Here is a 19,705-nt window from a genome sequence, read left to right on the forward strand (position 1 = left end):
CGCTGCCGAAGTCAGCGCCCTGCCAAAGCCGGCATGACCCGCGGGCGCAACCCCTCACCGAGGATGGCCAGCACAGCCACGGCCCCGACAATCCAGTACCAGCGCACCAGCGGGTCGAAGCCCAGCCAGCCGAGGGCGTGCAGGAAGACCATCGTAATCAGCACCGGGCAGACGTAGCGCACCATGAACAGCCAGAGCGCATAACCCAGCGGCGGCAGATCCAACTCTTCACGCATGATCTCGCTGCGCAGCGCATAGCCGGCAAAGATCACGATGAAGATCCCGCCCAACGGCATCATCCAGCGCGAGGTCAGGTAGTCGAGCCAGTCGAAGAAGTTCTTGCCCATTGGTGTCCAGCCGGCCATCAGGTTGAATGAGAGCATCGCCAGCAGGCTGATCACCAGCAGCACCGCACCCGCGCCCATGGCGGCCTTGAGGCGGCTGATGCCATGCTTCTCGTTGAGGTAGGCCACCGTGGCTTCGATCATCGAGATCGCCGAGGTCAGCGCGGCAATCGACACCATGGCGAAGAACAGCACGCCGAACAGCGTGCCGAACGGCATCTGCTGGAAGGCCAGCGGCAGGCTCATGAAGATCAGCCCGGGCCCCGCGGTCGGGTCCATGCCGTTGGCAAAGATGATCGGGAAGATCGCCAGCCCTGCCAGCAACGCCACCGCCGTGTCGGCAATCGCGACCATGAAGGTGGTCCGCGCGATGGACTGGCCATCCGGGATGTAGGATCCGTAGGTGAGGATGGCGCCGGACGCCAGGCTCAGGGTAAAGAAGGCATGGCCGAGCGCGGCCAGCAGCGCTTCACCGGTGAGCTTGGAGGTGTCGAAGCTGAACAGGAACGCGAAGCCTTGATCGAAGCCGCCGCTGGTAAAGGCGTAGCCCACCAGAATCAGCAGCATCACCGCGAGGCCCGGCATCATCCAGCGCACCGCGCGCTCGATGCCCGCCTGCACGCCCTTGGCGACGATCCACAGCGTCAACAGCGCTACGAGGAGACTCCAGCCACCCAACTGCAGGGCATTGGCGTTGTGCGCCTCGAACACCTGCGCCAGGCCGTCCACGGAACCCGCCGCGAGCGAGCCGTCGAGCATCTTCACCGTATAGGCAAAGGCCCAGCCGGCGACCACCACGTAGAAACAGAGAATCAGGAAGCCGGCCGCCATGGCCATGCCGCCGACACCTTTCCACAACGGGCTGCTGCCGTTTTCGCGTGCCGCCCGACCAATCGCGTCGATGGGGCTGCCGCGGCCGCGACGGCCAATGGCGATCTCGGTCATCATCACCGGAATACCGATGGCAAGGATGCACGCCAGGTACATCAGCACGAACGCGCCGCCGCCGTACTCGCCGGTTATGTAGGGAAATTTCCAGATGTTGCCCAAGCCGACGGCGGAGCCGGTCGCGGCCAGGATAAAGCCCCAACGGGAGAGCCAAAGGTTCTTCGGTTTTTCACGGGTCATGCGTCACCTGTTTGTTGTTATCTGTGACGGAATCGAACCCGCCGCGCTTGTGGCACGACGGAGTGCAAGGCGGATGAACCTATTGAGCGTCGGGCTGCACCTCCGGAGCTGCGTTGGCAAAGGCTTCGAGGGATTCGCACTGCTCGGTCATCTGCAAAATGCGCGGGTACGCACTGAGGTCACAGGAAAAACGGCGCGCATTGTATACCTGCGGCACCAGGCATGCCTCCAGATAGCCCGGCCGTTTGCCGAGTGAGAGTTTGCCATCGAAGGCAGCCAGCCCCTGCTCGACACCGGCGAGGCCCGTGAGAATCCAGTGCTGTATCCACTGCTGCTTCGCCTCGTCCGCAATGCCCAGCGGGCCGCTGAGGTACTGCAACACACGCAGGTTGTTCAGGGGATGCAGGTCACAGGCGATATGAAGCGCCAGCGAGCGCACCCGAGCCCGGTCGGCCGGGTCATCCGGCAGCAAAGCCGGAAGCGGAAAGACCTCCTCCAGGTATTCAAGAATCGCTAGCGACTGGCTGATGCGCTCGTCGCCATCGACCAACAAGGGCACCAGCCCCTGCGGATTGAGCCCCTTGTAGTCGGCCGAGCGTTGCTGGCCGCCGTCTTTGACCAGATGCACCGGCAAGTTTTCGAAGGCGAGGCCTTTCAGGTTCAACGCAATGCGTACGCGATAGGCGGCGCTGGAACGCCAGTAGCCGTAGAGCTTCAGCGTGGGCGACGAACCGGCCGTTGTGGTTGTTTCACTGCTCATAACGCTCCCAGTACGTGGTTCTCTGTGGCGGGCAACATCCTTTGACCATCCCGGTTGCCCTGCTGATCACCCAGCAAGGTCGAAGGATTGGCTTGGCCGCCGCCATAACAAACCACCCGGACCAGCCGCACAAGCCCGCCGGTAGCAGGGCTGGCGACTTCGGGATGCTCAGCCTGGAAGGATTTCGTTACGGCCCTTTGCGAGCGCAGGGCTACGAGGTTGCGTCATTTGCTGCGTAACGAAAACCTGACGGCTCGGTGCGACAGCTCGCCGCACCACGCCTTTTTTAATTCCGGTTCCGACGCACCCGGCTCAGCGCAAGAGCTTCCTAGATCAGCCCGCTGAGGTTGAGGAACACCAGGACGATTGCCAGCGGGGTGCCGAAGCGCAGCAGCACCCACCAGGCGCGGAACAGTCCGCCGTCCCGAATTCCAATGGCGTCGCGTACCGTTTGTTCCTTCATTACCCAGCCGGTGAACAGCACAGTCATAAGACCGCCCAAGGGCATCAGCCAGTTGGTCGTCAGATAATCGAGGCTGTCAAAGAAGGTCTTGCCGAACAGCTGGTAGTCCGCCCAGAGATTGAAGGAGAACACGCTGCCCAAGCTCAGCAGCCAGAGCAGGCCGCCACTGATCAGCACCGCCTTAGTACGGCTCATGCGGAAGCGCTCGGTCATCCAGGCAATGCTCGGTTCGCTCAGGGAAATGGCCGAGGTCAGTGCGGCGATCACCAGCATGACAAAGAACAGCCCACCGACCACCTGGCCCAGCGGCATCTGGCCGAAGGCGATTGGCAGGGTGACAAAGATCAGCCCGGGGCCGGCGCCCGGCTCCAGACCATTACCGAACACCAGCGGGAAGATCGCCATACCGGCCAGCAGCGCAACGACGGTGTCAGCCAGCGCCACCAACACGGAGGTCTTGGCAATCGAGGTGCCCTCGGGCAGATAGGAGCCATAGACCATCATCGCCCCCGCACCGAGACTGAGCGTGAAGAAGGCATGGCCCAGCGCGATCAACACGCTGGTGGCGGTCAGCGCGGAGAAGTCCGGCACAAACAGAAACTCCAGCGCCTGCAGGAATTCGCCCGTCACGGCGGCATAGCCGACCAGCCCGAGCAACAGTACGAACAGACCGGGCATGAGGAACCGCAGCGAGCGCTCCAGCCCGCCGCGCACACCAAAGCCGACAATCAGCATGGTCGCTGCCAGCACCAGCGTGCCGCAGACGATCAGCCGCATCGGGCTGGCCAACAGGCCATTGAACATCTCACCACTGGTGTCACCGCTCACACCACCGAAAGCGCCGCTGAGCGTGGTCGGCACATAGGACAGCGCCCAACCAGCCACCACCAGGTAGAAGCTGAGAATGAGGAAACCGGTCAATCCACCGAGCCAACCGGCAATGCGCCACCGGGTACTGGCGCCGGCCTCACGGGCCAGTCGCGCCACCGCGTCATCGGGGTTCTGCCGACCACGACGGCCGATCATCACTTCAGCCATCAGCAAGGGAATGCCGATCAGCAGAATGCAGCCGAGGTACACCAGCACAAAGGCGCCGCCGCCGTTCTCACCGGTGATGTAGGGGAATTTCCAGATATTGCCCAGGCCGACCGCCGAGCCAGTGGCGGCCAGGAAGAACACCCAGCGTGAGGACCAGAGCCCACGCGCCGCGCTTTGCTGAGTATGAACGCCACCGAGAGAGCCGGCGGCAATGCTGCTTTTGTCAGTCATTGCGGATTCCTGCTTGTTGTTTTTGTCAGGGATTTGCACATGCTCGGCAGAACAACTCGGGCTGCCGAAAACAAAACGGGCGGCCCTGGGCCGCCCTCATGCTCGTTACGCCTGCAGGCGCTGTGGGTGCTTCTGCACCGCGTGCTGGCCGCCGAGGCGCTCCTGGGCCAGCCGATCGGCGACGACCGACGTGGACTCACCACTGCTGGCGGCGCGCTCGAAGATCTCGCGCAGGGTTTCAGCGATGCCTCGAACGTGCGCGTCCGTCTGTGCCGGGCTGCCGCCGATGCGCTGGTAATAGACGTCGATGATGCCGCCGGCATTGATGGCGTAGTCCGGCGCGTAGAGATGATTGCGACGCTGCAGTTCGACGCCTATTTCCGGGCTCGCCAGCTGGTTGTTCGCCGCCCCGGCGATCACCGGGGCACGCAGGCTCTGCAAGGTTTCGGCGTTGAGAATGCCGCCCATGGCGCAGGGCGCGAACACATCTACGTCCAGGCCATAGATGTCGTGTGGCCGCACCGCGTTGGCGCCCAGCTCTTCGACGGATTGCTGCACGTTGGCATCGAAAATGTCGCAGACCCACAGCTCGGCGCCGGCGTCCTTCAGATGACGAGCCAACCCGAGCCCGACATGCCCGACGCCCTGGATGGCGACCTTCAGGCCAGTCAGGTCGTCCCGACCGAGGCGCTGACGCACTGCTTCGCGCAGGCCGACAAACACACCGAGTGCCGTGGACGGCGACGGGTCGCCGCTGGCGATAGTGCCATCGAGCGTGGTGCGCGGTGTGGCGCCGATAACGTGGCGGGTGCGCTGGGCGAAGGCCTGCATTTCCGGCTCACCGGTGCCCGAGTCGGCCGCCGTGATGTAGCGTCCGCCGAGGCTGTCGACGAAATCACCCATGGCGTGGAGCAATGCCTGGCTCTTGCCGGCGTGCGGGTCGCCGATGATCACCGCCTTGCCGCCGCCAAGCTTGAGCCCGGCCAGCGAGGATTTCAGGGTCATGCCACGAGACAGACGCAGCACGTCACGCACCGCGTCGTCGTCACTGGCATAGGGAAACATCCGGCAACCGCCCAGCGCCGGGCCGAGCGTGGTGTCATGGATGGCGATGATCGCGCGCAGGCCCGACGCCTTGTCATGGCAGAAAACCACCTGCTCGTGGTGATCGAAATCGGGATGGGTGAAAACGGACATTGCGGATTCCTCTTTGTTGTTCTGTTTGAGAGCCCTGCTATCCAGGTCCCTTCGAATCTTCTGTGCGACCTATCCGGCGCACTTCGCGGAGAGCTTTCGACGCTTACGCCATCAATCAATGGTGGGCTGAAGCCCACCCTACGAGTGCGTCTTCATCGCCGCGGGCGGTTTTGTAGGGTGGGCTTTAGCCCACCGAACAACTCTGGCCCACTCGACGAGCGCCCAGCCGGGGCGGTCAGGCCGCCGGTTCGAACAGCCGCACGGTCTGCACCTCGTCGCCGCGGTTCAGCTGCTCCTTGAGCACCTTTTCCTGCTGGCGTGCCTTGGCAATGGAGCGCTCTTTCACCGGGCCGTAGCCACGGATCAGTTCCGGTAGCGCAGCGATGGCCACAGCGGTGCGGTAGTTGCTCGGCTTGAGTTGCGCCAGGAGGCCGTCGAGGTTGCGCTCGTATTCGCTGATCAACTCGCGTTCGACGCGGCGGTCATGGCCGTAGCCGAACACGTCCAACGGCGTCCCGCGCAGGAACTTCAGCTTCGCCAGCACGTTGAAGGCGTTTAGCACCCAAGGGCCGAGTTCGCGCTTGCGCGGCTCGCCGGTGGTGCTGTCACGCTTGGCCAGCCAGGCCGGCGCCAGATGGAACTGCAGCTTGTAGTCGCCTTCAAACTGCGCTTCGAGCTGCTGGCGGAATTCCGGCTCGCTGTACAGCCGCGCGACTTCGTACTCGTCCTTGTAGGCGAGCAGTTTGAAGTAATAACGCGCCACGGCTTTGGACAGCGCCAGATCATCGGCGGTATCCAGCGCCCGCACCTGCTCCACCTTGGCGCGATACCGCTTGGCATAGGCGGCGTTCTGGTAACGAGTGAGGAAATCCACACGCCAGTCGACGATCTCTTCCAGGGTCTGGCAGATGGGCTCGGCCGTTTCAGCCGGACGCGCCAGTTTCTCCACCGCTTCGCGTTCCAGCGATGCGCGGCGGCCCCAGCGAAAGGCCTGCTGGTTCAACTCGGCAGCGACTCCGTTGATGCTGATAGCCTTCTCCATGGCTTCGGCAGACAGCGGCAACAGCCCTTGCTGATAGGCAAATCCCAGCAGGAAGAGGTTGGTCGCGATGCTATCGCCGAGCAGTCGGGTGGCCAGGTAAGTCGCATCGATGAAGTGAGTCTTTTCGGCACCCACCGCATCGACCAGCGCTTCGCGCATGGCCTTGCCCGGCACCTGGGCATCGGGGTTGCGGGTGAATTCGGCGGTCGCCGATTCGTGGCTGTTGATCACCGCATGGCTGATCTGATCATTGAGGCGGGTGAGCGAATCGTCACCGGCGGCGACCACCAGATCGCAGCCCAGCAGCAGATCGGTTTCACCGGCTGCAATGCGCACTGCATAGATATCGTCCTGCTTGGCGGCGATGCGGATATGCGTGACCACCGGGCCGAACTTCTGCGCCAGCCCGGCCTGATCGAGCACGGTGCAGCCCTTGCCTTCCAGATGCGCGGCCATGCCCAGCAGCGCGCCGAGGGTGGTCACACCGCTGCCGCCCACGCCTGGAATCAGTATGTTCCACGGACGATCCAGCGCCGGGTGCTGTGGCTCGGGCAATGTTGCCGCCTCGATACCGCCAGCCATGGCCTCGGGCTTGCGCAGCCCGCCGCCGTGCACGGTGACAAAGCTCGGGCAGAAGCCTTCGACGCATGAAAAGTCCTTGTTGCAAGCGTTCTGGTCGATCTCGCGCTTGCGGCCCAACTCGGTTTCCAGCGGCATCACCGCCAGGCAGTTGGACTTCTCGCCACAGTCACCGCAGCCTTCGCACACGGCCGGGTTGATAAAGGCGCGCTTGGCCGGGTCTTCCAGCTTGCCGCGCTTGCGCCGACGGCGCTTTTCGGTGGCACAGGTCTGGTCGTAGATGATCACCGACACGCCCTTGAACTCGCGAAGCTCGCGCTGGATGGCGTCCAGATCGCGGCGATGGTGGAAGCTGGTGATCGGCGCGAAGGTTTCGCGGGTCGGGTATTTTTCCGGCTCGTCGCTGACCAGGGCGATACGTTTGACGCCTTCGTCGGCGACCTGCCGGCTGAGCTGGTCGACGCGCAACTCGCCGTCAATGGGCTGGCCACCGGTCATGGCCACAGCATCGTTGTAGAGAATCTTGAAGGTGATGTTCACACCGGCCGCCACCGCGGCGCGTACTGCCAAGCTGCCGGAGTGGAAATAGGTGCCGTCGCCGAGGTTCTGGAACATGTGAGGCGTGTCGGTGAACGGCGCCTGGCCGATCCAGTTGACGCCCTCCCCGCCCATCTGGGTAAAGGTCTCGGTGCGCCGGTCCATCCACTGCACCATGTAGTGACAGCCGATGCCGGCCGAGGCGCGGCTGCCCTCGGGCACTTTGGTCGAGGTGTTATGTGGGCAACCGGAGCAGTAATGCGGGGTACGCACGGTGTCGTAGTTGCGTGCCGCCAGGGCCTTTTCCTTGGCGGCGAGAAAGGCCAGGCGCGCCTGGATGCTGTCGCTGGTGTAGATCGGCGCGAGGCGCTTGGCGATCACCCGGGCGATCATCGCCGGGGTCAGCTCGCTGAGGTTCGGCAGCAGCGAGGTGCCGTGCTCGTCGAACTCGCCGACCACCCGTGGGCGCTTGTCCAGCGGCCAGTTGTAGAGCTGACCGGTGAGCTGGTCTTCGAGAATGCTGCGCTTTTCCTCGACCACCAGGATCTCGTCCAGGCCCTGGGCAAATTCATGCACCGAAACCGGCTCCAGCGGCCAGCTCATGCCGACCTTGAGCACCCGCAGGCCCACTTGGGCGCACAGCGCTTCGTCCAGACCGAGGTCATCCAGCGCCTGGCGCACGTCGAGATAGGACTTGCCGGTGGTGATGATCCCCAGGCGCGGGTTCGGCGAGTCGAGCATCACCTGGTTGAGGTTGTTGGCCCGAGCAAACGCGCGTGCGGCGTAGATCTTGTAGAGGTTGAGGCGTTTTTCCTGCGCCAACGGCGGGTCCGGCCAGCGAATGTGCACGCCGCCTTCAGGCAGTTCGAAGTCATCAGGAATGCGCGTCTTCACCCGCAGCGGATCGACTTCCACCACGGCGGAGGAATCGACGTTCTCGGCAATGGTCTTGAGCGCCACCCAGCAGCCGGAATAGCGCGACAGCTCCCAGCCGATGATGCCGTAGTCGAGAATCTCCTGAACGTTGGCCGGGTTCAGCACCGGGATCGAGGCAGCGATAAAGGCATGCTCGCTCTGGTGCGGCAGCGTCGAGGATTTGCAGCCGTGGTCGTCACCGGCCAGCAGCAGCACGCCGCCATGGGGCGAGACGCCCGCGGCATTGCCGTGCTTGAAGACGTCGCCGGAGCGGTCGACGCCCGGGCCCTTGCCGTACCACATGGCAAACACGCCGTCGTATTTGGCGCCGGGAAACAGGTTGGTCTGCTGGCTGCCCCAGACCGCCGTCGCCGCCAGTTCCTCGTTGAGGCCCGGCTGGAAATGGATGGCGTTCTGCTTGAGGAAATCGCGCGCGTCCCAGAGGCTCTTGTCCAGCATGCCCAATGGCGAGCCGCGGTAGCCGGAGATGAAGCAACCGGTATTCAGGTTCTGAGCCTGGTCGCGCTGATGCTGCAGCATGGGCAGGCGAGTCAGCGCCTGGGTGCCGGTGAGGTACAGATGTCCGGTTGCGAGCCGGTACTTGTCATCCAGGCGGATCTCGGCCAGTGACATGTGGCGCTCCTGTTTGTTTTTATCGGAGTCTGGACGACGCTTTACGTCGTCCGCCTAACAAGGTCGTGGGTAGCTGCACGGTAAGCCGTCCCACGCCAGCGACCGGCAGGGGATCACCCCACCGTTGCGCGTTGGATAAATTCTGGCTGTGACAAGGAGAGATTTTCTTTCTACTTTTGCGGTGTAAGCGCTATCGCGTGCATGATCCATTCACTAACAACAACAAAATGAGAACAACCATGCAGACGCCTCTGAGCAGCATCGACCGCAAGATTTTGCTGCTGCTGCAACACAACGCTGACCTCTCCGCCGCCGAGGTCGCGGAAAAGGTCGAGCTGTCGCAATCACCCTGCTGGCGACGCATCCACCGCATGCAGGAAGAAGGGCTGATCGAGCGCAAGGTCGCCCTCCTCAACCCCAAGAAGCTCGGGCTGAACATGACGGTGTTCGTCAATATCAAGCTGTCCGCTCACGGACGCAGCAACCTCGACGAATTCGAGCGCGCCGTGGTGGGTTATCCCGAAGTGCTGGAATGCCACACCATGGCCGGCGAATCGGATTACCTGCTCAAGGTGGTGGCCAAGGACATCGACAGCTACGAGCGCTTCCTGCGCGACCAACTCCTGCAGCGCCCGCATGTGCAGGAAGCGCACTCGCATATCGCCATGAGTGAGGTGAAGCGGACCACGGAATTGCCGCTGGATTGATGGCAGTCACGGCGGAACAATCGGTGGATAAGGCAGAGCCGTTTTCCACCCTACAGCCGCAGCGCCGGCCTAACGTAGGGTGGAAAACGGCCACAGCCTTTTCCACCAGCATTCAACCGCAACAGAGGCGTCACGCCGTATCACAGCGCGAACGGCTACTCGCCCGGTATCCCGCGCAACTGCTCGCCAACCTCGATCCCGTTGCGTTCGAACCATCCCTGATTCACCTCCAGCGCATAGCGCGCTGGCTCGCTTGAACAGCGAATCGCCTTACTCAACGGCTCCAGATCGATCACATCGACGATGCGTCCCTGCTCGTCCATGAACGCCGCTGACAGCGGTAGCGGTGTGTTCTTCATCCACAGGCAGTGACGACGAAAGTCATCGAAGCGAAACAGCATGCCGTGATCGGCAGACATCTCGGTGCGCTCCATCAAGCCGCGTTCACGCTCGGCGGGAGAGCGGGCGTACTCGGCCTCGACCCTGGCGTCACCAACCTGCACTTCTAGCAATGGCTCGCTGGCATGGACGATGGCTGGACCGACCATGGCAACGAGAAATGGCAGTAACACAATACGCATCGATGATCGGCCTCTGATGGTTAAGCGCAGCGTGGTGAGAAGCATACAACGCCGGGTCTTCATTCCTTGTCAGCCGGCGCTTCGACCGCAACCTGATCGCTGTCGCCGTAGCGTTTCTGGCAACGCTCGCAAAAGAAGCTTCGCCGTTTGCTGCGGCCAAGCGATTTGGCCCGAATGAAGGGAATCTTGCAGCGCGGGCAGGTGGTTTTGGTGTGCGCGAGCCAGTGCGCTTTAAGCGCGCCCTCGCGCTTCCACTGCAGGAATTCAAAGCTGTAGGTGCGAACCTCACGCGTCAGCTCCCTGAGCTTGGGCGCTGGCAGAGCGCCGATCAGCGACAACGGATGGATGCGGGTACGAAACAGCACCTCGTTCTTGATGATGTTGCCAGAGCCGGAAAACAGCGTTTGATCCAGCAGCGCATCGCAGGCCAGCATCTGCGGCCGTTTGCGCAGTTTCTTCAGCGTTGTGCGGTTGTCCCAGGCGTCGCTCATAACGTCCGCACCCCAGTCGTACGCTTCGTCCAGCGAGCCTTCGATGAATTGCACCGAGCAGCCGTAGAAATTCAATTCACCGTTCGGGAAACCCAGGCTCAGACGAGGCGCCGACTCCTTGCGCTCATTGATCCGATAACTGCCGAACAACAGCAGATGAATGCGCAGCGAGACGCCATCCAGCTCGATCAGGAAGTGCTTGCCCCAGCTGCGAAACGACCGCACCGTCTGCCCCACCAGCCGCGCCTTGTCGATTTTGGCGCTGCCCTCGGCTCGCTCGATGGGTTTGCCTGTAAATGCAGAGACTTCTTCTCGCAAGATGACGATCGATGGACCTTCAGGCATGGCGATATCGCTTCGGCTGGGGCGTTAACGATATCGACTAGGGGCGGCTGAGATGGTGCCAGCCACCCGTTCGAGGATGGTGCAGGGACCGTCGAGACCTGCTGCGCTCAGGCGGCGGCAAGACACCTCCAGCTGTGCGAGATAGAGTCCAATCCTTTCGGAGCCTGATCGCTGGCGAAGCTTCTGCGATGGTGTCCCACAGATTCGCGAGCAAGCTCGCGCCCACAAACAGGCCCATGCCGCCTATCGTAGGCTAGCGGAACGGTTTACCAATCCAGCTGCAAGCGGCTCTCGAAACAACGCGGTTCACCGGTCAGGGGATCTCGAAATTCCAGGCCACGCGCCAGCAGTTTGAGCGGGTTGGTGTAGTCATCCTGATCGCGGCGACCGCGTTCCAGCAGCTCGGGGTAGAAGGGGTCGTTGCAGATGCCCGCGCCCAGCGAGGCCATCTGCAGGCGCAGCTGATGCTTGCGTCCGGTGACGGGATACAGCGCATAACGCCAAAGCTCGCCGTGCTTTTCGAGCACCTCGATGCGGGTCTCGCTGTTGGGCTCGCCGTGGCCGCGCTTCATCAGGAAGAAGGGTTCACCGTCGACCATGTGCAGTCGTTCGCACCGTGGGAATTCGAGGTCGGGCAGCGCCGGACAGATCGCTTCGTAGCGTTTTTCGATTTTGCGTTCACGGAACAGCGCCTGGTAGCGGCCGCGACTTTCGGGATTGGTGGAGAACAGCACCAGCCCCGCCGTCAGTCGGTCGATGCGGTGGATCGGCACCAGATTTGAATTGCCCACGCGCTTGCTCAGGCGCGCCAGCAGAGTTTCGTTGACGTACTCCCCGGCCGGCATGACCGGCAGGAAATGCGGCTTGTCCGCCACCAGCAGGTGCTCGTCGAGGTGCAGGATCTGCTCTTCGAAGGGAATCGGCTTCTCGTCCGGCACCTCGCGAAAATAGTAGACCTTCAAGCCGACCTGATAAGGATGCGTCGCCTCCAGCGGCTGCCCGTCAGCGCCGAGTACGCGGCCTCGCGCGAAGCGATCGGCCCAGGTTTCGCGATCAATTGCCGGAAAATGCGCGCACAGGCAGTCGAGCACCGTCGCCCAGTTGCCTTGGGGGAGATGCAGTGTGCTGCGAGCGTCTGGGGCGGGCATGGGCATGGCGACCGTCTGAGCGGAGAGGCGCAATGATACTTCAACAGCGCAGCCGAGCCGCGACAGAGCCCCTTTCGTCGTAATCCTGGTCGGCATCGACTTAGGTTGTCGAAGCGAGCAGTCGCGATTCGACCATCAGTGACAGCTCGTAAATGAGTGTCCCATCGCAAGGAGACCGAAGATGACTCATCGAATCGTTTCCCGTCAGGAGTGGCTCGCGGCACACGCGGCGCACCTCGTTCACGAAAAGCAGGTAACCCGTCAGCGCGACGCGCTTGCCGCCGCCCGTCGTGAGCTGCCCTGGACAAAGGTGGACAAGGATTATCTGTTCCATGAGGCACGAGGACCGGTCCGGCTGGCGGACCTGTTCGAAGGTCGCAGCCAGTTGATCATCAAGCATTTCATGTTTGGCCCGGACTGGACCGAAGGCTGTGTCGGCTGCTCATTCGAGATGGATCACGTAGAGGGTGCGCTGCAGCACCTCACCCATCACGATGTCAGCTTTGCTGCTGTTTCACGGGCGCCGCTCAATATGCTCGAGGCCTACCGCCAAAGAATGGGCTGGCATTTCCGCTGGCTGTCCTCGGCTGGAAGCGATTTCAACCGCGACTTTCACGTGTCCTTCGAACCGCAGGACATCGTCGACAACCAGGTCTTTCACAATTACGCGTGGCAGCCGTACGTCTGTGAGGAGCTGTCGGGGTTCAGCGTGTTCTACCGGGATGAGGATGGCAGCGTCTTTCACACCTTTTCTGCCTACGGCCGTGGCGCCGAGGAGCTGCTCGGTAGCTACGTGCTGCTCGACATGACACCCAAGGGGCGCAACGAGAACGGGCCTCGGCACAACCTGACCGACTGGGTGCGCCACCATGATCGCTACGGCAGTGGTGACAGCGTCGATGCAACCGGGCGCGCCGTTGCAGCCGAGCCGGCCTCACCGACGCAGTGCTGCCACCCCGAGTGAAGGCTCGCTCGTCTATCAAGCGAACTTAAGGGAAACCCTCGCAGCCCCCTCCGGTCGAGAACTAGGACAGCCAGGCATTCGGGTTGCGACGCCGCTTCGTTGCGCGCTACAGCAGCGCGAAGTTCCAGCCCCTTGTGTCTGAACGCTCACGCCCAGACCAAGCGAGGTTTCCATGGCAATGACAGTCGGTGACTACGTAATCGAACGCCTCTACCAATGGGGTGTGCGGCGCATTTATGGCTACCCCGGCGACGGCATCAACGGTGTGTTCGGCGCGCTGAATCGTGCCAACGAAAAGATCCGTTTCATTCAAGCCCGGCATGAGGAAATGGCCGCGTTCATGGCCTCGGCCGACGCCAAGTTCAATGGCGGCCTCGGCGTCTGCATCGCCACCTCCGGCCCGGGCGCGGCGCATCTGATCACCGGCCTCTACGACGCGCGACTGGATCACATGCCGGTGCTGGCAATCACCGGCCAGAAATCGCGAACCGCATTGGGCAGCCACTACCAGCAGGAAATCGACCTACCGGCGTTGTTCAAGGACGTGTCCGGCGCGTTTGTCGAGCAGGCCAGCGCACCGGCTCAGGTTAGGCACCTGATCGACCGGGCGATTCGTACCGCCGTCGGCGAGCGCAAGGTCGCCACCGTCATCCTGCCCAGCGACCTGCAAGACGCCGAGTACAGCGAGCCGCCGCGCGCCCACGGGGCTGTGCACTCCGGTATCGGCTACACCCGGCCGAAGATGGTGCCCTACGAAGCTGATCTGCAGCGTGCCGCCGAGGTGCTCAACTCAGGCGAAAAGGTGGCCATTCTGGTGGGCGCCGGTGCCTTGAATGCCACCGATGAGGTCATTGCCGTGGCCGAAAAACTCGGGGCTGGGGTTGCCAAGGCGCTGCTCGGAAAGGCCGCCGTACCGGACGATCTGCCGTGGGTCACCGGCTCTACCGGATTGCTGGGCACGGAACCGAGCTACAAGTTGATGACAGAATGCGACACGCTACTGATGATCGGTTCGGGCTTCCCCTATTCCGAATTCCTGCCTGAAGAAGGTCAGGCCCGCGGCGTGCAGATCGACCTCAAGGCCGACATGCTCAGCATCCGATATCCCATGGAGGTGAATCTTCAGGGAGACTCGGCTGAAACCCTGCGCGCGCTGCTGCCCATGCTGCAGGAGAAGACCGAGCGCAAATGGCGCAAGCGCGTCGAGGAGTGGCGCATGGACTGGGAGCGCGTGCTGGAGAAGCGCGCCTTGGTCGAAGCCAATCCGATCAACCCGCAGCGCGTCGCCTTCGAGCTGTCGCCACGGCTGCCGGATTACTCGATTGTCACCAGCGACTCGGGCTCCTGTGCCAACTGGTATGCCCGCGATGTGAAGATGCGCCGCGGCATGATGGGCTCGCTGTCCGGCGGGCTGGCTTCGATGGGTGCGGCGGTGCCCTATGCCATTGCCGCGAAATTCTCTCACCCGGATCGCCCGGTAGCGGCGATGGTCGGCGATGGCGCCATGCAGATGAACAACATGGCCGAGCTGATCACGGTCGCCAAGTACTGGAAGGAATGGCAGAACCCGCAGTGGATCTGCTGCGTGTTCAACAACGGGGACCTCAATCAGGTCACCTGGGAACAGCGCGTGATGGAGGGCGACCCGAAATTCGAGGCGTCGCAGGACATACCCAATGTGCCCTACCACCGCTTTGCCGAATCCATTGGGCTGATCGGTATCTACGTCGACCGTGGGGATCAGGTTGCGGCAGCTTGGGACCGGGCGTTCGCAGCGGATCGGCCAGTGGTGATCGAATTCAAGACCGACCCGGACGTACCGCCGCTGCCACCGCACATCAAGCTGGAACAGGCAAAGCAGTATGCCTCCGCCCTGCTGCATGGCGATCCCGACCAGGCCGGCATCATCAAGCAATCGGCCAAGCAGGTGCTGAGCAAGCTGCTGCCGGGGCATAAGTCGGGCAAGGGCAAAGACCGGGAATGACTGCGAGGCCGGCGGCCAGACCGGGCTGGGCTACACCTATGCCGACGCATCGCTGGTGCGGCTGATCGCCGCTCACTTTAGCGACCTGCTCGACGGTGCGGATGTGCTCGCCATGGGCCAGCTCAACGAGCGACCCTGGGCAGGCGTGCGCAACTTGGGCCGTTCGGGCCTGGCAGCCTGCGCCATATCAGCGCTCTGGGACCTCAAGGCGAGGCTGCTGGAGCTGCCGCTGGCGCAACTGCTGGGCATGCGTCGTGAGTACGTCGCCGTCTATGGCCGCGCGGTTTTACCCGCTACGACTATGGGCGCCTGCGCACGCAGCTCAGTCGCTAGAGGTCGGCTGCCGCTGGGTGATGTCGCAGCAGGGGAATATGCCTACACGCCGGACGACTTTCGGTAGGGCTGAAGATCGTCGGCGACGATACTGCCGCAGGCGCGAAACAAGGTCACCCTAGCGTATGAAAAAGATCAGTACCGGGCTGCCGATTGCCCGCGTCAGCTGGTCGATGGGCGGCAACGGTCAGCGTCTGGTCGAGCATGCCGTAGTCTTCACGCGTCGTGCCCTCGACGGCATGAGCGCGCGCAATATCTGGAGCGAAGCGGACGGCGCTGCACATTTCATGGGCACCGCACGCATGGGTTTCGATCCGTCCACGTGCGTGGTGGACGGCGACTGCCGCAGCTGGGATATCCGTAACCTGTGGGTCTGTGACGGTTCGGTATTTCCCACCTCCGGTGGTGTCAACCCGTCGTTGACCATCCAGGCCATCGACTGCCGCGCCGCAGACCGCATCAGGGAACTGGCGGTCCGCGGTGAACTGTAGCGAGCCGAGCGTCAATCTTCTTCGTCGACGGTGATCTTGCCGGTCGTGCCTTCCATCTGGAATTCGTACTTCTTGCCGTCGGCTTTCAGGCCTTTGCCTTCCCAACTCTTGTCGTCGACCTCGAGGCTATGCAGCTCGGTATAACCGGCAGCCTTGGCCTTTTCCATGGCCTGCTCGAAGGTAATCCAGTCAGCGCCTGGCTCATCCGCCAGCGCAACGCCGCTCGCGGAACCCAGTACGGCAATGGCGAGCGCGGCGGTCAGTTTCTTGTGATACATGGTCGATCCTCTCTGATGAATGAGCGTTGGGCATATGACAGCCCTGTTACATACGAGCGAAATCATTCATCAAGGGTTCACCCCATTTGGTCTGGAATGCACCTTTCACGGTTTCTCGATGGACACCAGAGCCGCTTCGTCCCCCTCACTCTGGAAGCTGATGCGGACCTGGTCACCGGTTGAGAGACCCTCCAGCTGCTCGCGCCGAGCCTGGAAATCCATGGTCGCGGCAGGCCACTTCAATGCGGGAATCGGACCGTGAACGATGGACACCACACCCCGCTCACGATCCAGGGCTTCGATGGTGCCCGTTGCGTGGATCACCGGCTCGGAAACCATCTCGGTGGCGGGGCCGCCGTTGATCTCCGGCGAACCCGTGGGCCCCGCAGGCTTGAGCAGATCCTGGGCCAGCGCAGGCGGGGCAAGCAATATCAAACTGAGCGTGACGCAATGGAATGTGTTCATGGCAGACCTCCCGCAATAGGTGGACGTACGCGATGTTGGACAATGCCAGGGCGACGATTACTGCCGCCCCGCGTTCCTGGCTTGCAACGCCCCGTTCAGTTTCGCGTAAGCCGCGCCTCGTAACCTGTGAATCGTCGAAACCCACACAGGAAAACGAAACCATGAAAACACTCACTACTCTGATCACTGCAGCCACCCTCGCCCTTGGTGCCAACCTGGCCATGGCCCGCGACCTGGGGCCGGACGAAGCATTGAAACTGCGCGATGCGGGCACCATTCAATCCTTTGAGAAACTAAACGAAGCCGCCCTTTCCAAGCACCCTGGCGCCACCATCGATGATACCGAACTGGAAGAAGAGTACGGTCGCCACATCTATCAGGTTGAATTGCGTGACGACAAAGGTGTGGAATGGGATGTAGAGCTCGACGCCAAGACCGGCGAAGTCCTCAAGGACCATCAGGACGACTAATGCGACCCGCCATTCTTTTCACCCTTCCGCTGGCCCTGCTGCTCGCTGCCACCCCGGCGGCGAGCCGCGACCTCGATCAGGATGAAGCCCTGCGGCTGCGTCACGAGGGTTTGATCCTGCCGTTGGAAAGTTTGTTGCGTCAGGCAATGGAGCGTCATCCCGGCGCTCGCTTGCTGGAAGCCGAACTGGAAGAAGAGGATGGCATCTTTGTTTACGAAATCGAATTACTGACTGCAGACGGCGTTGCCCGCGAGCTGGAACTGGACGCGCGTGACGGGCGGCTGCTCAAGGATGAAGAAGACTGATGCGTCTGTTATTGGTCGAAGACAATGTGCCGCTGGCCGACGAATTGATCGCAACCCTCACACGCCAGGGCTACGCCACTGACTGGCTGGCCGATGGTCGCGATGCCGATTATCAGGGCAGCAGCGAACCCTATGACCTGATCGTTCTGGACCTTGGCCTGCCCGGTAAGCCGGGGCTGGAAGTGCTACGCGCCTGGCGAGGGCGTGGCCTGGGGACGCCGGTGCTGATTCTGACGGCCCGTGACTCATGGGCCGAGCGCATCGAAGGACTCAAAGCCGGGGCCGACGATTACCTGACCAAACCTTTCCATCCCGAAGAACTGCTGCTGCGAATTCAGGCGCTGTTGCGGCGCGCCCATGGCGTGGCCAACCAGCCCCTGCTGCAAGCAGGCGGGGTCGCGCTGGACGAAGCCCGCCAGCGCTGCCACAAGGACGGCCATGACATCGAACTGACCGCCGGCGAATTTCGCCTGCTGCGGTATTTCATGTTGCACCCCGGTCAGCTGGTGTCGAAAACCCAGCTGGCCGAGCATCTTTACGACGGTGAAACCGAGCGCGACTCCAATGTGATCGAGGTGCACGTCAATCGGCTGCGCGGCAAACTCGGTCGCGAGCTGATCGAAACCCGCCGCGGACAGGGTTACCGCTTCGGCGGCGCGGCTTGACGTCGATTCAGCGCAGCCTCAGTGTCGGACTGATCTCGGTGCTGCTGCTGGTCGGCCTGTTGCTGGTCCAGAGCAGCCTCTGGTTGTTCGAATCCGGCCTGCGGCGCAACCTGGCCACCGATCTAAGGGAAGAAACCGAAGGCCTGTTGATGGCCGTGGTTCAGGGGCCGGAGGGGTTTGTGCTCGATTCGAGCCGGCTGAACCCTCGCTATCAGCGAGCATTTTCCGGACACTATTTCCGCATCGACTTGCCGGCCCGCAGCTGGCGATCCCGCTCACTGTGGGACGCCGAACCAACCTGGCCGGCTGGCAACGGCATGGCCGAGGAACTGCTGGACGGACCGCAGGATCAGCGGCTGTTGGCTTATCGAGCGACCTATCGGCGCGACGGACAAACCATCACCATCAACGTGGCCCAGGATTACACGCCCACCCTCAAAAGCTTCGCCCAGGTCAGGCTCAGTGGTTTGGGACTGGTCAGCCTGGCGCTGCTGGTGTTGCTGTTGCTGCAACGCTATGCGGTCAAGCTCGCCATGCGCCCGCTGGAACGCGCGCGCCAGCAGATTGCGCAGCTTCAGCAGGGGCAACGTCAGCAATTGGACGTCCAGGCGCCGGTCGAACTGCAACCGCTCGTGGAACAGATCAATCATCTGCTGGCACACACCGACGACACCCTGAAACGCTCACGTCATGCGCTGGGCAATCTCGGTCACGCGCTGAAAACGCCACTGGCGGTGCTGGGCAGCCTGGTCAGACACGAGGAGCTGGCAGCGCATCCGGACCTGCAGCGCAACCTTGAGCAACAGCTAGAACAGATTCAGCAGCGGGTCAGCCGGGAACTGGGGCGCGCCCGCCTGGCCGGTGAGGTCCTGCCTGGCAGTTACTTCGATTGCGCCAAAGAGCTTGCGCCGCTGTTCGAAACACTGAGGATGATCCATCGCCGAGACCTCGAGCTGCGCTGGCATATCCACGAAAACTGCCGGCTACCGTGGGACCGCGAGGACATGCTCGAACTGCTCGGCAACCTGCTGGACAACGCCTGCAAGTTCGCCCGATCCGAGGTGCGGCTGCAGATCGAGCAGCTGGATGACGGCTATCTCATTACGGTCGATGACGACGGGCCGGGCATCCCTGAAGCGCGTCGAGAAGCCGTGCTGGAACGCGGAACTCGCCTCGATGAACATGCCGAAGGGCACGGTCTCGGACTTGGCATCGTGCGCGATATTCTGGCCGCCTGGCGGGGTGAACTGTCACTTGAGCAGAGCGAGCTTGGAGGGCTGTGCGTACGCATCCGGCTTGGGGTATACAGCCAAAGATCGTAGCGGTGACGCGAGGTGGGTTACTGGACGCGCGCCAGTTCGTTGCGCATGTCTTCCAGGATGGTCTCGACCAGCAGACCGTTCTGGACATGCCGGCCTGCCATCACCCGAGTGGCCTCGGTGCCGTTGAGCGGATACCCGACACGGACCACCAGGTAACCGTCTTCTTGCGGTTCTACGCGGGTCTTGTAATCAGCCGGAAAGTTTTCGGCGAGGTGACGGGACAGGGTTTTCATGGGGGCCTCGTGCGCTGGGTCTGAAACAAAGACCCTGCTTTACACTCGGGATTCCA

Annotated in this window: 20 protein-coding genes; 9 read left to right on the forward strand and 11 right to left on the reverse strand. The window is 62.5% G+C overall.

Annotated elements, in window-relative coordinates; genetic code table 11:
- Positions 1–11: 11 nt before the first annotated feature.
- From CXK96_RS18250 to CXK96_RS18270, 5 genes are all read right to left on the reverse strand, one after another.
- Positions 12–1,472 (reverse strand): sodium-dependent transporter, encoded by a 1,461-nt coding sequence (locus tag CXK96_RS18250; RefSeq protein WP_102837859.1) that lies wholly within the window; start codon positions 1,470–1,472, stop codon positions 12–14.
- A gap of 79 nt (positions 1,473–1,551) precedes the next feature.
- Positions 1,552–2,232 (reverse strand): maleylacetoacetate isomerase, encoded by a 681-nt coding sequence (gene maiA, locus CXK96_RS18255; protein WP_102837860.1) that lies wholly within the window; start codon positions 2,230–2,232, stop codon positions 1,552–1,554.
- A gap of 328 nt (positions 2,233–2,560) precedes the next feature.
- A complete protein-coding gene (locus CXK96_RS18260; RefSeq protein WP_102837861.1) occupies positions 2,561–3,964 on the reverse strand; it encodes a sodium-dependent transporter in 1,404 nt (467 codons plus the stop codon).
- A 105-nt stretch (positions 3,965–4,069) separates the two neighbouring features.
- Entirely contained in the window at positions 4,070–5,161 is a 1,092-nt protein-coding gene (locus CXK96_RS18265; protein ID WP_102837862.1) for a Glu/Leu/Phe/Val dehydrogenase dimerization domain-containing protein, read from the reverse strand.
- A gap of 235 nt (positions 5,162–5,396) precedes the next feature.
- Positions 5,397–8,867, reverse strand: a complete 3,471-nt coding sequence (locus tag CXK96_RS18270; RefSeq protein ID WP_102837863.1) for an indolepyruvate ferredoxin oxidoreductase family protein — start codon at positions 8,865–8,867, stop codon at positions 5,397–5,399.
- Positions 8,868–9,106: 239 nt separating this feature from the next.
- Between CXK96_RS18270 and CXK96_RS18275 the strand changes: the two genes are divergently transcribed.
- Positions 9,107–9,574, forward strand: a complete 468-nt coding sequence (locus CXK96_RS18275) for an Lrp/AsnC family transcriptional regulator (protein WP_045430192.1) — start codon at positions 9,107–9,109, stop codon at positions 9,572–9,574.
- Between the two features lie 155 nt (positions 9,575–9,729).
- Here the strand turns inward: CXK96_RS18275 and CXK96_RS18280 are convergent, their stop codons facing one another.
- From CXK96_RS18280 to CXK96_RS18290, 3 genes are all read right to left on the reverse strand, one after another.
- Complete coding sequence (locus CXK96_RS18280) at positions 9,730–10,155, reverse strand: DUF192 domain-containing protein (protein ID WP_102837946.1); 426 nt, start codon at positions 10,153–10,155, stop codon at positions 9,730–9,732.
- A 59-nt stretch (positions 10,156–10,214) separates the two neighbouring features.
- Entirely contained in the window at positions 10,215–10,991 is a 777-nt protein-coding gene (locus tag CXK96_RS18285) for a DNA-formamidopyrimidine glycosylase family protein (RefSeq protein WP_102837864.1), read from the reverse strand.
- 266 nt (positions 10,992–11,257) lie between these two features.
- The gene (locus tag CXK96_RS18290) at positions 11,258–12,139 is read right to left on the reverse strand and encodes a pseudouridine synthase (protein ID WP_180981562.1); all 882 of its coding nucleotides are present in this window, start codon (positions 12,137–12,139) and stop codon (positions 11,258–11,260) included.
- 181 nt (positions 12,140–12,320) lie between these two features.
- Here CXK96_RS18290 and CXK96_RS18295 point away from each other — a divergent pair, with 181 nt between their 5' ends.
- The 4 genes from CXK96_RS18295 to CXK96_RS18310 all read left to right on the forward strand — a co-directional run bounded on the left by CXK96_RS18295 (position 12,321) and on the right by CXK96_RS18310 (position 15,911).
- Positions 12,321–13,103 carry a DUF899 domain-containing protein gene (locus tag CXK96_RS18295; RefSeq protein ID WP_102837865.1) on the forward strand — a complete coding sequence of 261 codons (783 nt, stop codon included), beginning with the start codon at positions 12,321–12,323 and terminating at the stop codon, positions 13,101–13,103.
- A 172-nt stretch (positions 13,104–13,275) separates the two neighbouring features.
- Positions 13,276–15,087, forward strand: coding sequence for a thiamine pyrophosphate-requiring protein (locus CXK96_RS18300; protein ID WP_102837866.1), 1,812 nt, complete (start codon positions 13,276–13,278; stop codon positions 15,085–15,087).
- Between the two features lie 55 nt (positions 15,088–15,142).
- Positions 15,143–15,487: a hypothetical protein gene (locus CXK96_RS18305; protein ID WP_102837867.1), complete on the forward strand. Its 345-nt coding sequence runs from the start codon at positions 15,143–15,145 to the stop codon at positions 15,485–15,487.
- 58 nt (positions 15,488–15,545) lie between these two features.
- Positions 15,546–15,911 (forward strand): GMC family oxidoreductase, encoded by a 366-nt coding sequence (locus tag CXK96_RS18310; RefSeq protein WP_219807544.1) that lies wholly within the window; start codon positions 15,546–15,548, stop codon positions 15,909–15,911.
- A gap of 11 nt (positions 15,912–15,922) precedes the next feature.
- Here CXK96_RS18310 and CXK96_RS18315 read toward each other — a convergent pair whose 3' ends face one another.
- Both CXK96_RS18315 and CXK96_RS18320 read right to left on the reverse strand, forming a co-directional pair.
- The gene (locus CXK96_RS18315; protein WP_102837868.1) at positions 15,923–16,189 is read right to left on the reverse strand and encodes a PepSY domain-containing protein; all 267 of its coding nucleotides are present in this window, start codon (positions 16,187–16,189) and stop codon (positions 15,923–15,925) included.
- 105 nt (positions 16,190–16,294) lie between these two features.
- Complete coding sequence (locus tag CXK96_RS18320; RefSeq protein ID WP_102837869.1) at positions 16,295–16,654, reverse strand: copper-binding protein; 360 nt, start codon at positions 16,652–16,654, stop codon at positions 16,295–16,297.
- A gap of 161 nt (positions 16,655–16,815) precedes the next feature.
- On the opposite strand from CXK96_RS18320, the gene CXK96_RS18325 reads away from it, so the two are divergent.
- The 4 genes from CXK96_RS18325 to CXK96_RS18340 are packed head-to-tail and all read left to right on the forward strand — an operon-like array spanning position 16,816 to position 19,416.
- A complete protein-coding gene (locus tag CXK96_RS18325; protein WP_102837870.1) occupies positions 16,816–17,124 on the forward strand; it encodes a PepSY domain-containing protein in 309 nt (102 codons plus the stop codon).
- A complete protein-coding gene (locus CXK96_RS18330; RefSeq protein WP_102837871.1) occupies positions 17,124–17,429 on the forward strand; it encodes a PepSY domain-containing protein in 306 nt (101 codons plus the stop codon). The genes CXK96_RS18325 and CXK96_RS18330 overlap by 1 nt, the downstream gene beginning before the upstream one ends.
- Positions 17,429–18,094 carry a response regulator transcription factor gene (locus CXK96_RS18335; protein WP_102837872.1) on the forward strand — a complete coding sequence of 222 codons (666 nt, stop codon included), beginning with the start codon at positions 17,429–17,431 and terminating at the stop codon, positions 18,092–18,094. The genes CXK96_RS18330 and CXK96_RS18335 overlap by 1 nt, the downstream gene beginning before the upstream one ends.
- A complete protein-coding gene (locus tag CXK96_RS18340) occupies positions 18,091–19,416 on the forward strand; it encodes a sensor histidine kinase (protein ID WP_102837873.1) in 1,326 nt (441 codons plus the stop codon). Before CXK96_RS18335 ends, CXK96_RS18340 begins: the two co-directional genes overlap by 4 nt.
- Before the next feature lie 17 nt (positions 19,417–19,433).
- Here CXK96_RS18340 and CXK96_RS18345 read toward each other — a convergent pair whose 3' ends face one another.
- Positions 19,434–19,649 (reverse strand): hypothetical protein, encoded by a 216-nt coding sequence (locus tag CXK96_RS18345; protein ID WP_102837874.1) that lies wholly within the window; start codon positions 19,647–19,649, stop codon positions 19,434–19,436.
- Between the last annotated feature and the right edge of the window lie 56 nt (positions 19,650–19,705).

It is taken from the genome of Stutzerimonas stutzeri (assembly GCF_002890895.1).
Classification (GTDB): Bacteria; Pseudomonadota; Gammaproteobacteria; order Pseudomonadales; family Pseudomonadaceae; genus Stutzerimonas; species Stutzerimonas stutzeri_AB.

Coding starts and splice junctions, on each gene's coding strand:
- CXK96_RS18250 (WP_102837859.1), bottom strand. CDS start 1,472: ATGACCCGTGAAAAACCGAAGAACCTTTGGCTCTCCCGTTGGGGCTTT.
- maiA (WP_102837860.1), bottom strand. CDS start 2,232: ATGAGCAGTGAAACAACCACAACGGCCGGTTCGTCGCCCACGCTGAAG.
- CXK96_RS18260 (WP_102837861.1), bottom strand. CDS start 3,964: ATGACTGACAAAAGCAGCATTGCCGCCGGCTCTCTCGGTGGCGTTCAT.
- CXK96_RS18265 (WP_102837862.1), bottom strand. CDS start 5,161: ATGTCCGTTTTCACCCATCCCGATTTCGATCACCACGAGCAGGTGGTT.
- CXK96_RS18270 (WP_102837863.1), bottom strand. CDS start 8,867: ATGTCACTGGCCGAGATCCGCCTGGATGACAAGTACCGGCTCGCAACC.
- CXK96_RS18275 (WP_045430192.1), top strand. CDS start 9,107: ATGCAGACGCCTCTGAGCAGCATCGACCGCAAGATTTTGCTGCTGCTG.
- CXK96_RS18280 (WP_102837946.1), bottom strand. CDS start 10,155: ATGCGTATTGTGTTACTGCCATTTCTCGTTGCCATGGTCGGTCCAGCC.
- CXK96_RS18285 (WP_102837864.1), bottom strand. CDS start 10,991: ATGCCTGAAGGTCCATCGATCGTCATCTTGCGAGAAGAAGTCTCTGCA.
- CXK96_RS18290 (WP_180981562.1), bottom strand. CDS start 12,139: ATGCCCGCCCCAGACGCTCGCAGCACACTGCATCTCCCCCAAGGCAAC.
- CXK96_RS18295 (WP_102837865.1), top strand. CDS start 12,321: ATGACTCATCGAATCGTTTCCCGTCAGGAGTGGCTCGCGGCACACGCG.
- CXK96_RS18300 (WP_102837866.1), top strand. CDS start 13,276: ATGGCAATGACAGTCGGTGACTACGTAATCGAACGCCTCTACCAATGG.
- CXK96_RS18310 (WP_219807544.1), top strand. CDS start 15,546: ATGAAAAAGATCAGTACCGGGCTGCCGATTGCCCGCGTCAGCTGGTCG.
- CXK96_RS18315 (WP_102837868.1), bottom strand. CDS start 16,189: ATGTATCACAAGAAACTGACCGCCGCGCTCGCCATTGCCGTACTGGGT.
- CXK96_RS18320 (WP_102837869.1), bottom strand. CDS start 16,654: ATGAACACATTCCATTGCGTCACGCTCAGTTTGATATTGCTTGCCCCG.
- CXK96_RS18325 (WP_102837870.1), top strand. CDS start 16,816: ATGAAAACACTCACTACTCTGATCACTGCAGCCACCCTCGCCCTTGGT.
- CXK96_RS18330 (WP_102837871.1), top strand. CDS start 17,124: ATGCGACCCGCCATTCTTTTCACCCTTCCGCTGGCCCTGCTGCTCGCT.
- CXK96_RS18335 (WP_102837872.1), top strand. CDS start 17,429: ATGCGTCTGTTATTGGTCGAAGACAATGTGCCGCTGGCCGACGAATTG.
- CXK96_RS18345 (WP_102837874.1), bottom strand. CDS start 19,649: ATGAAAACCCTGTCCCGTCACCTCGCCGAAAACTTTCCGGCTGATTAC.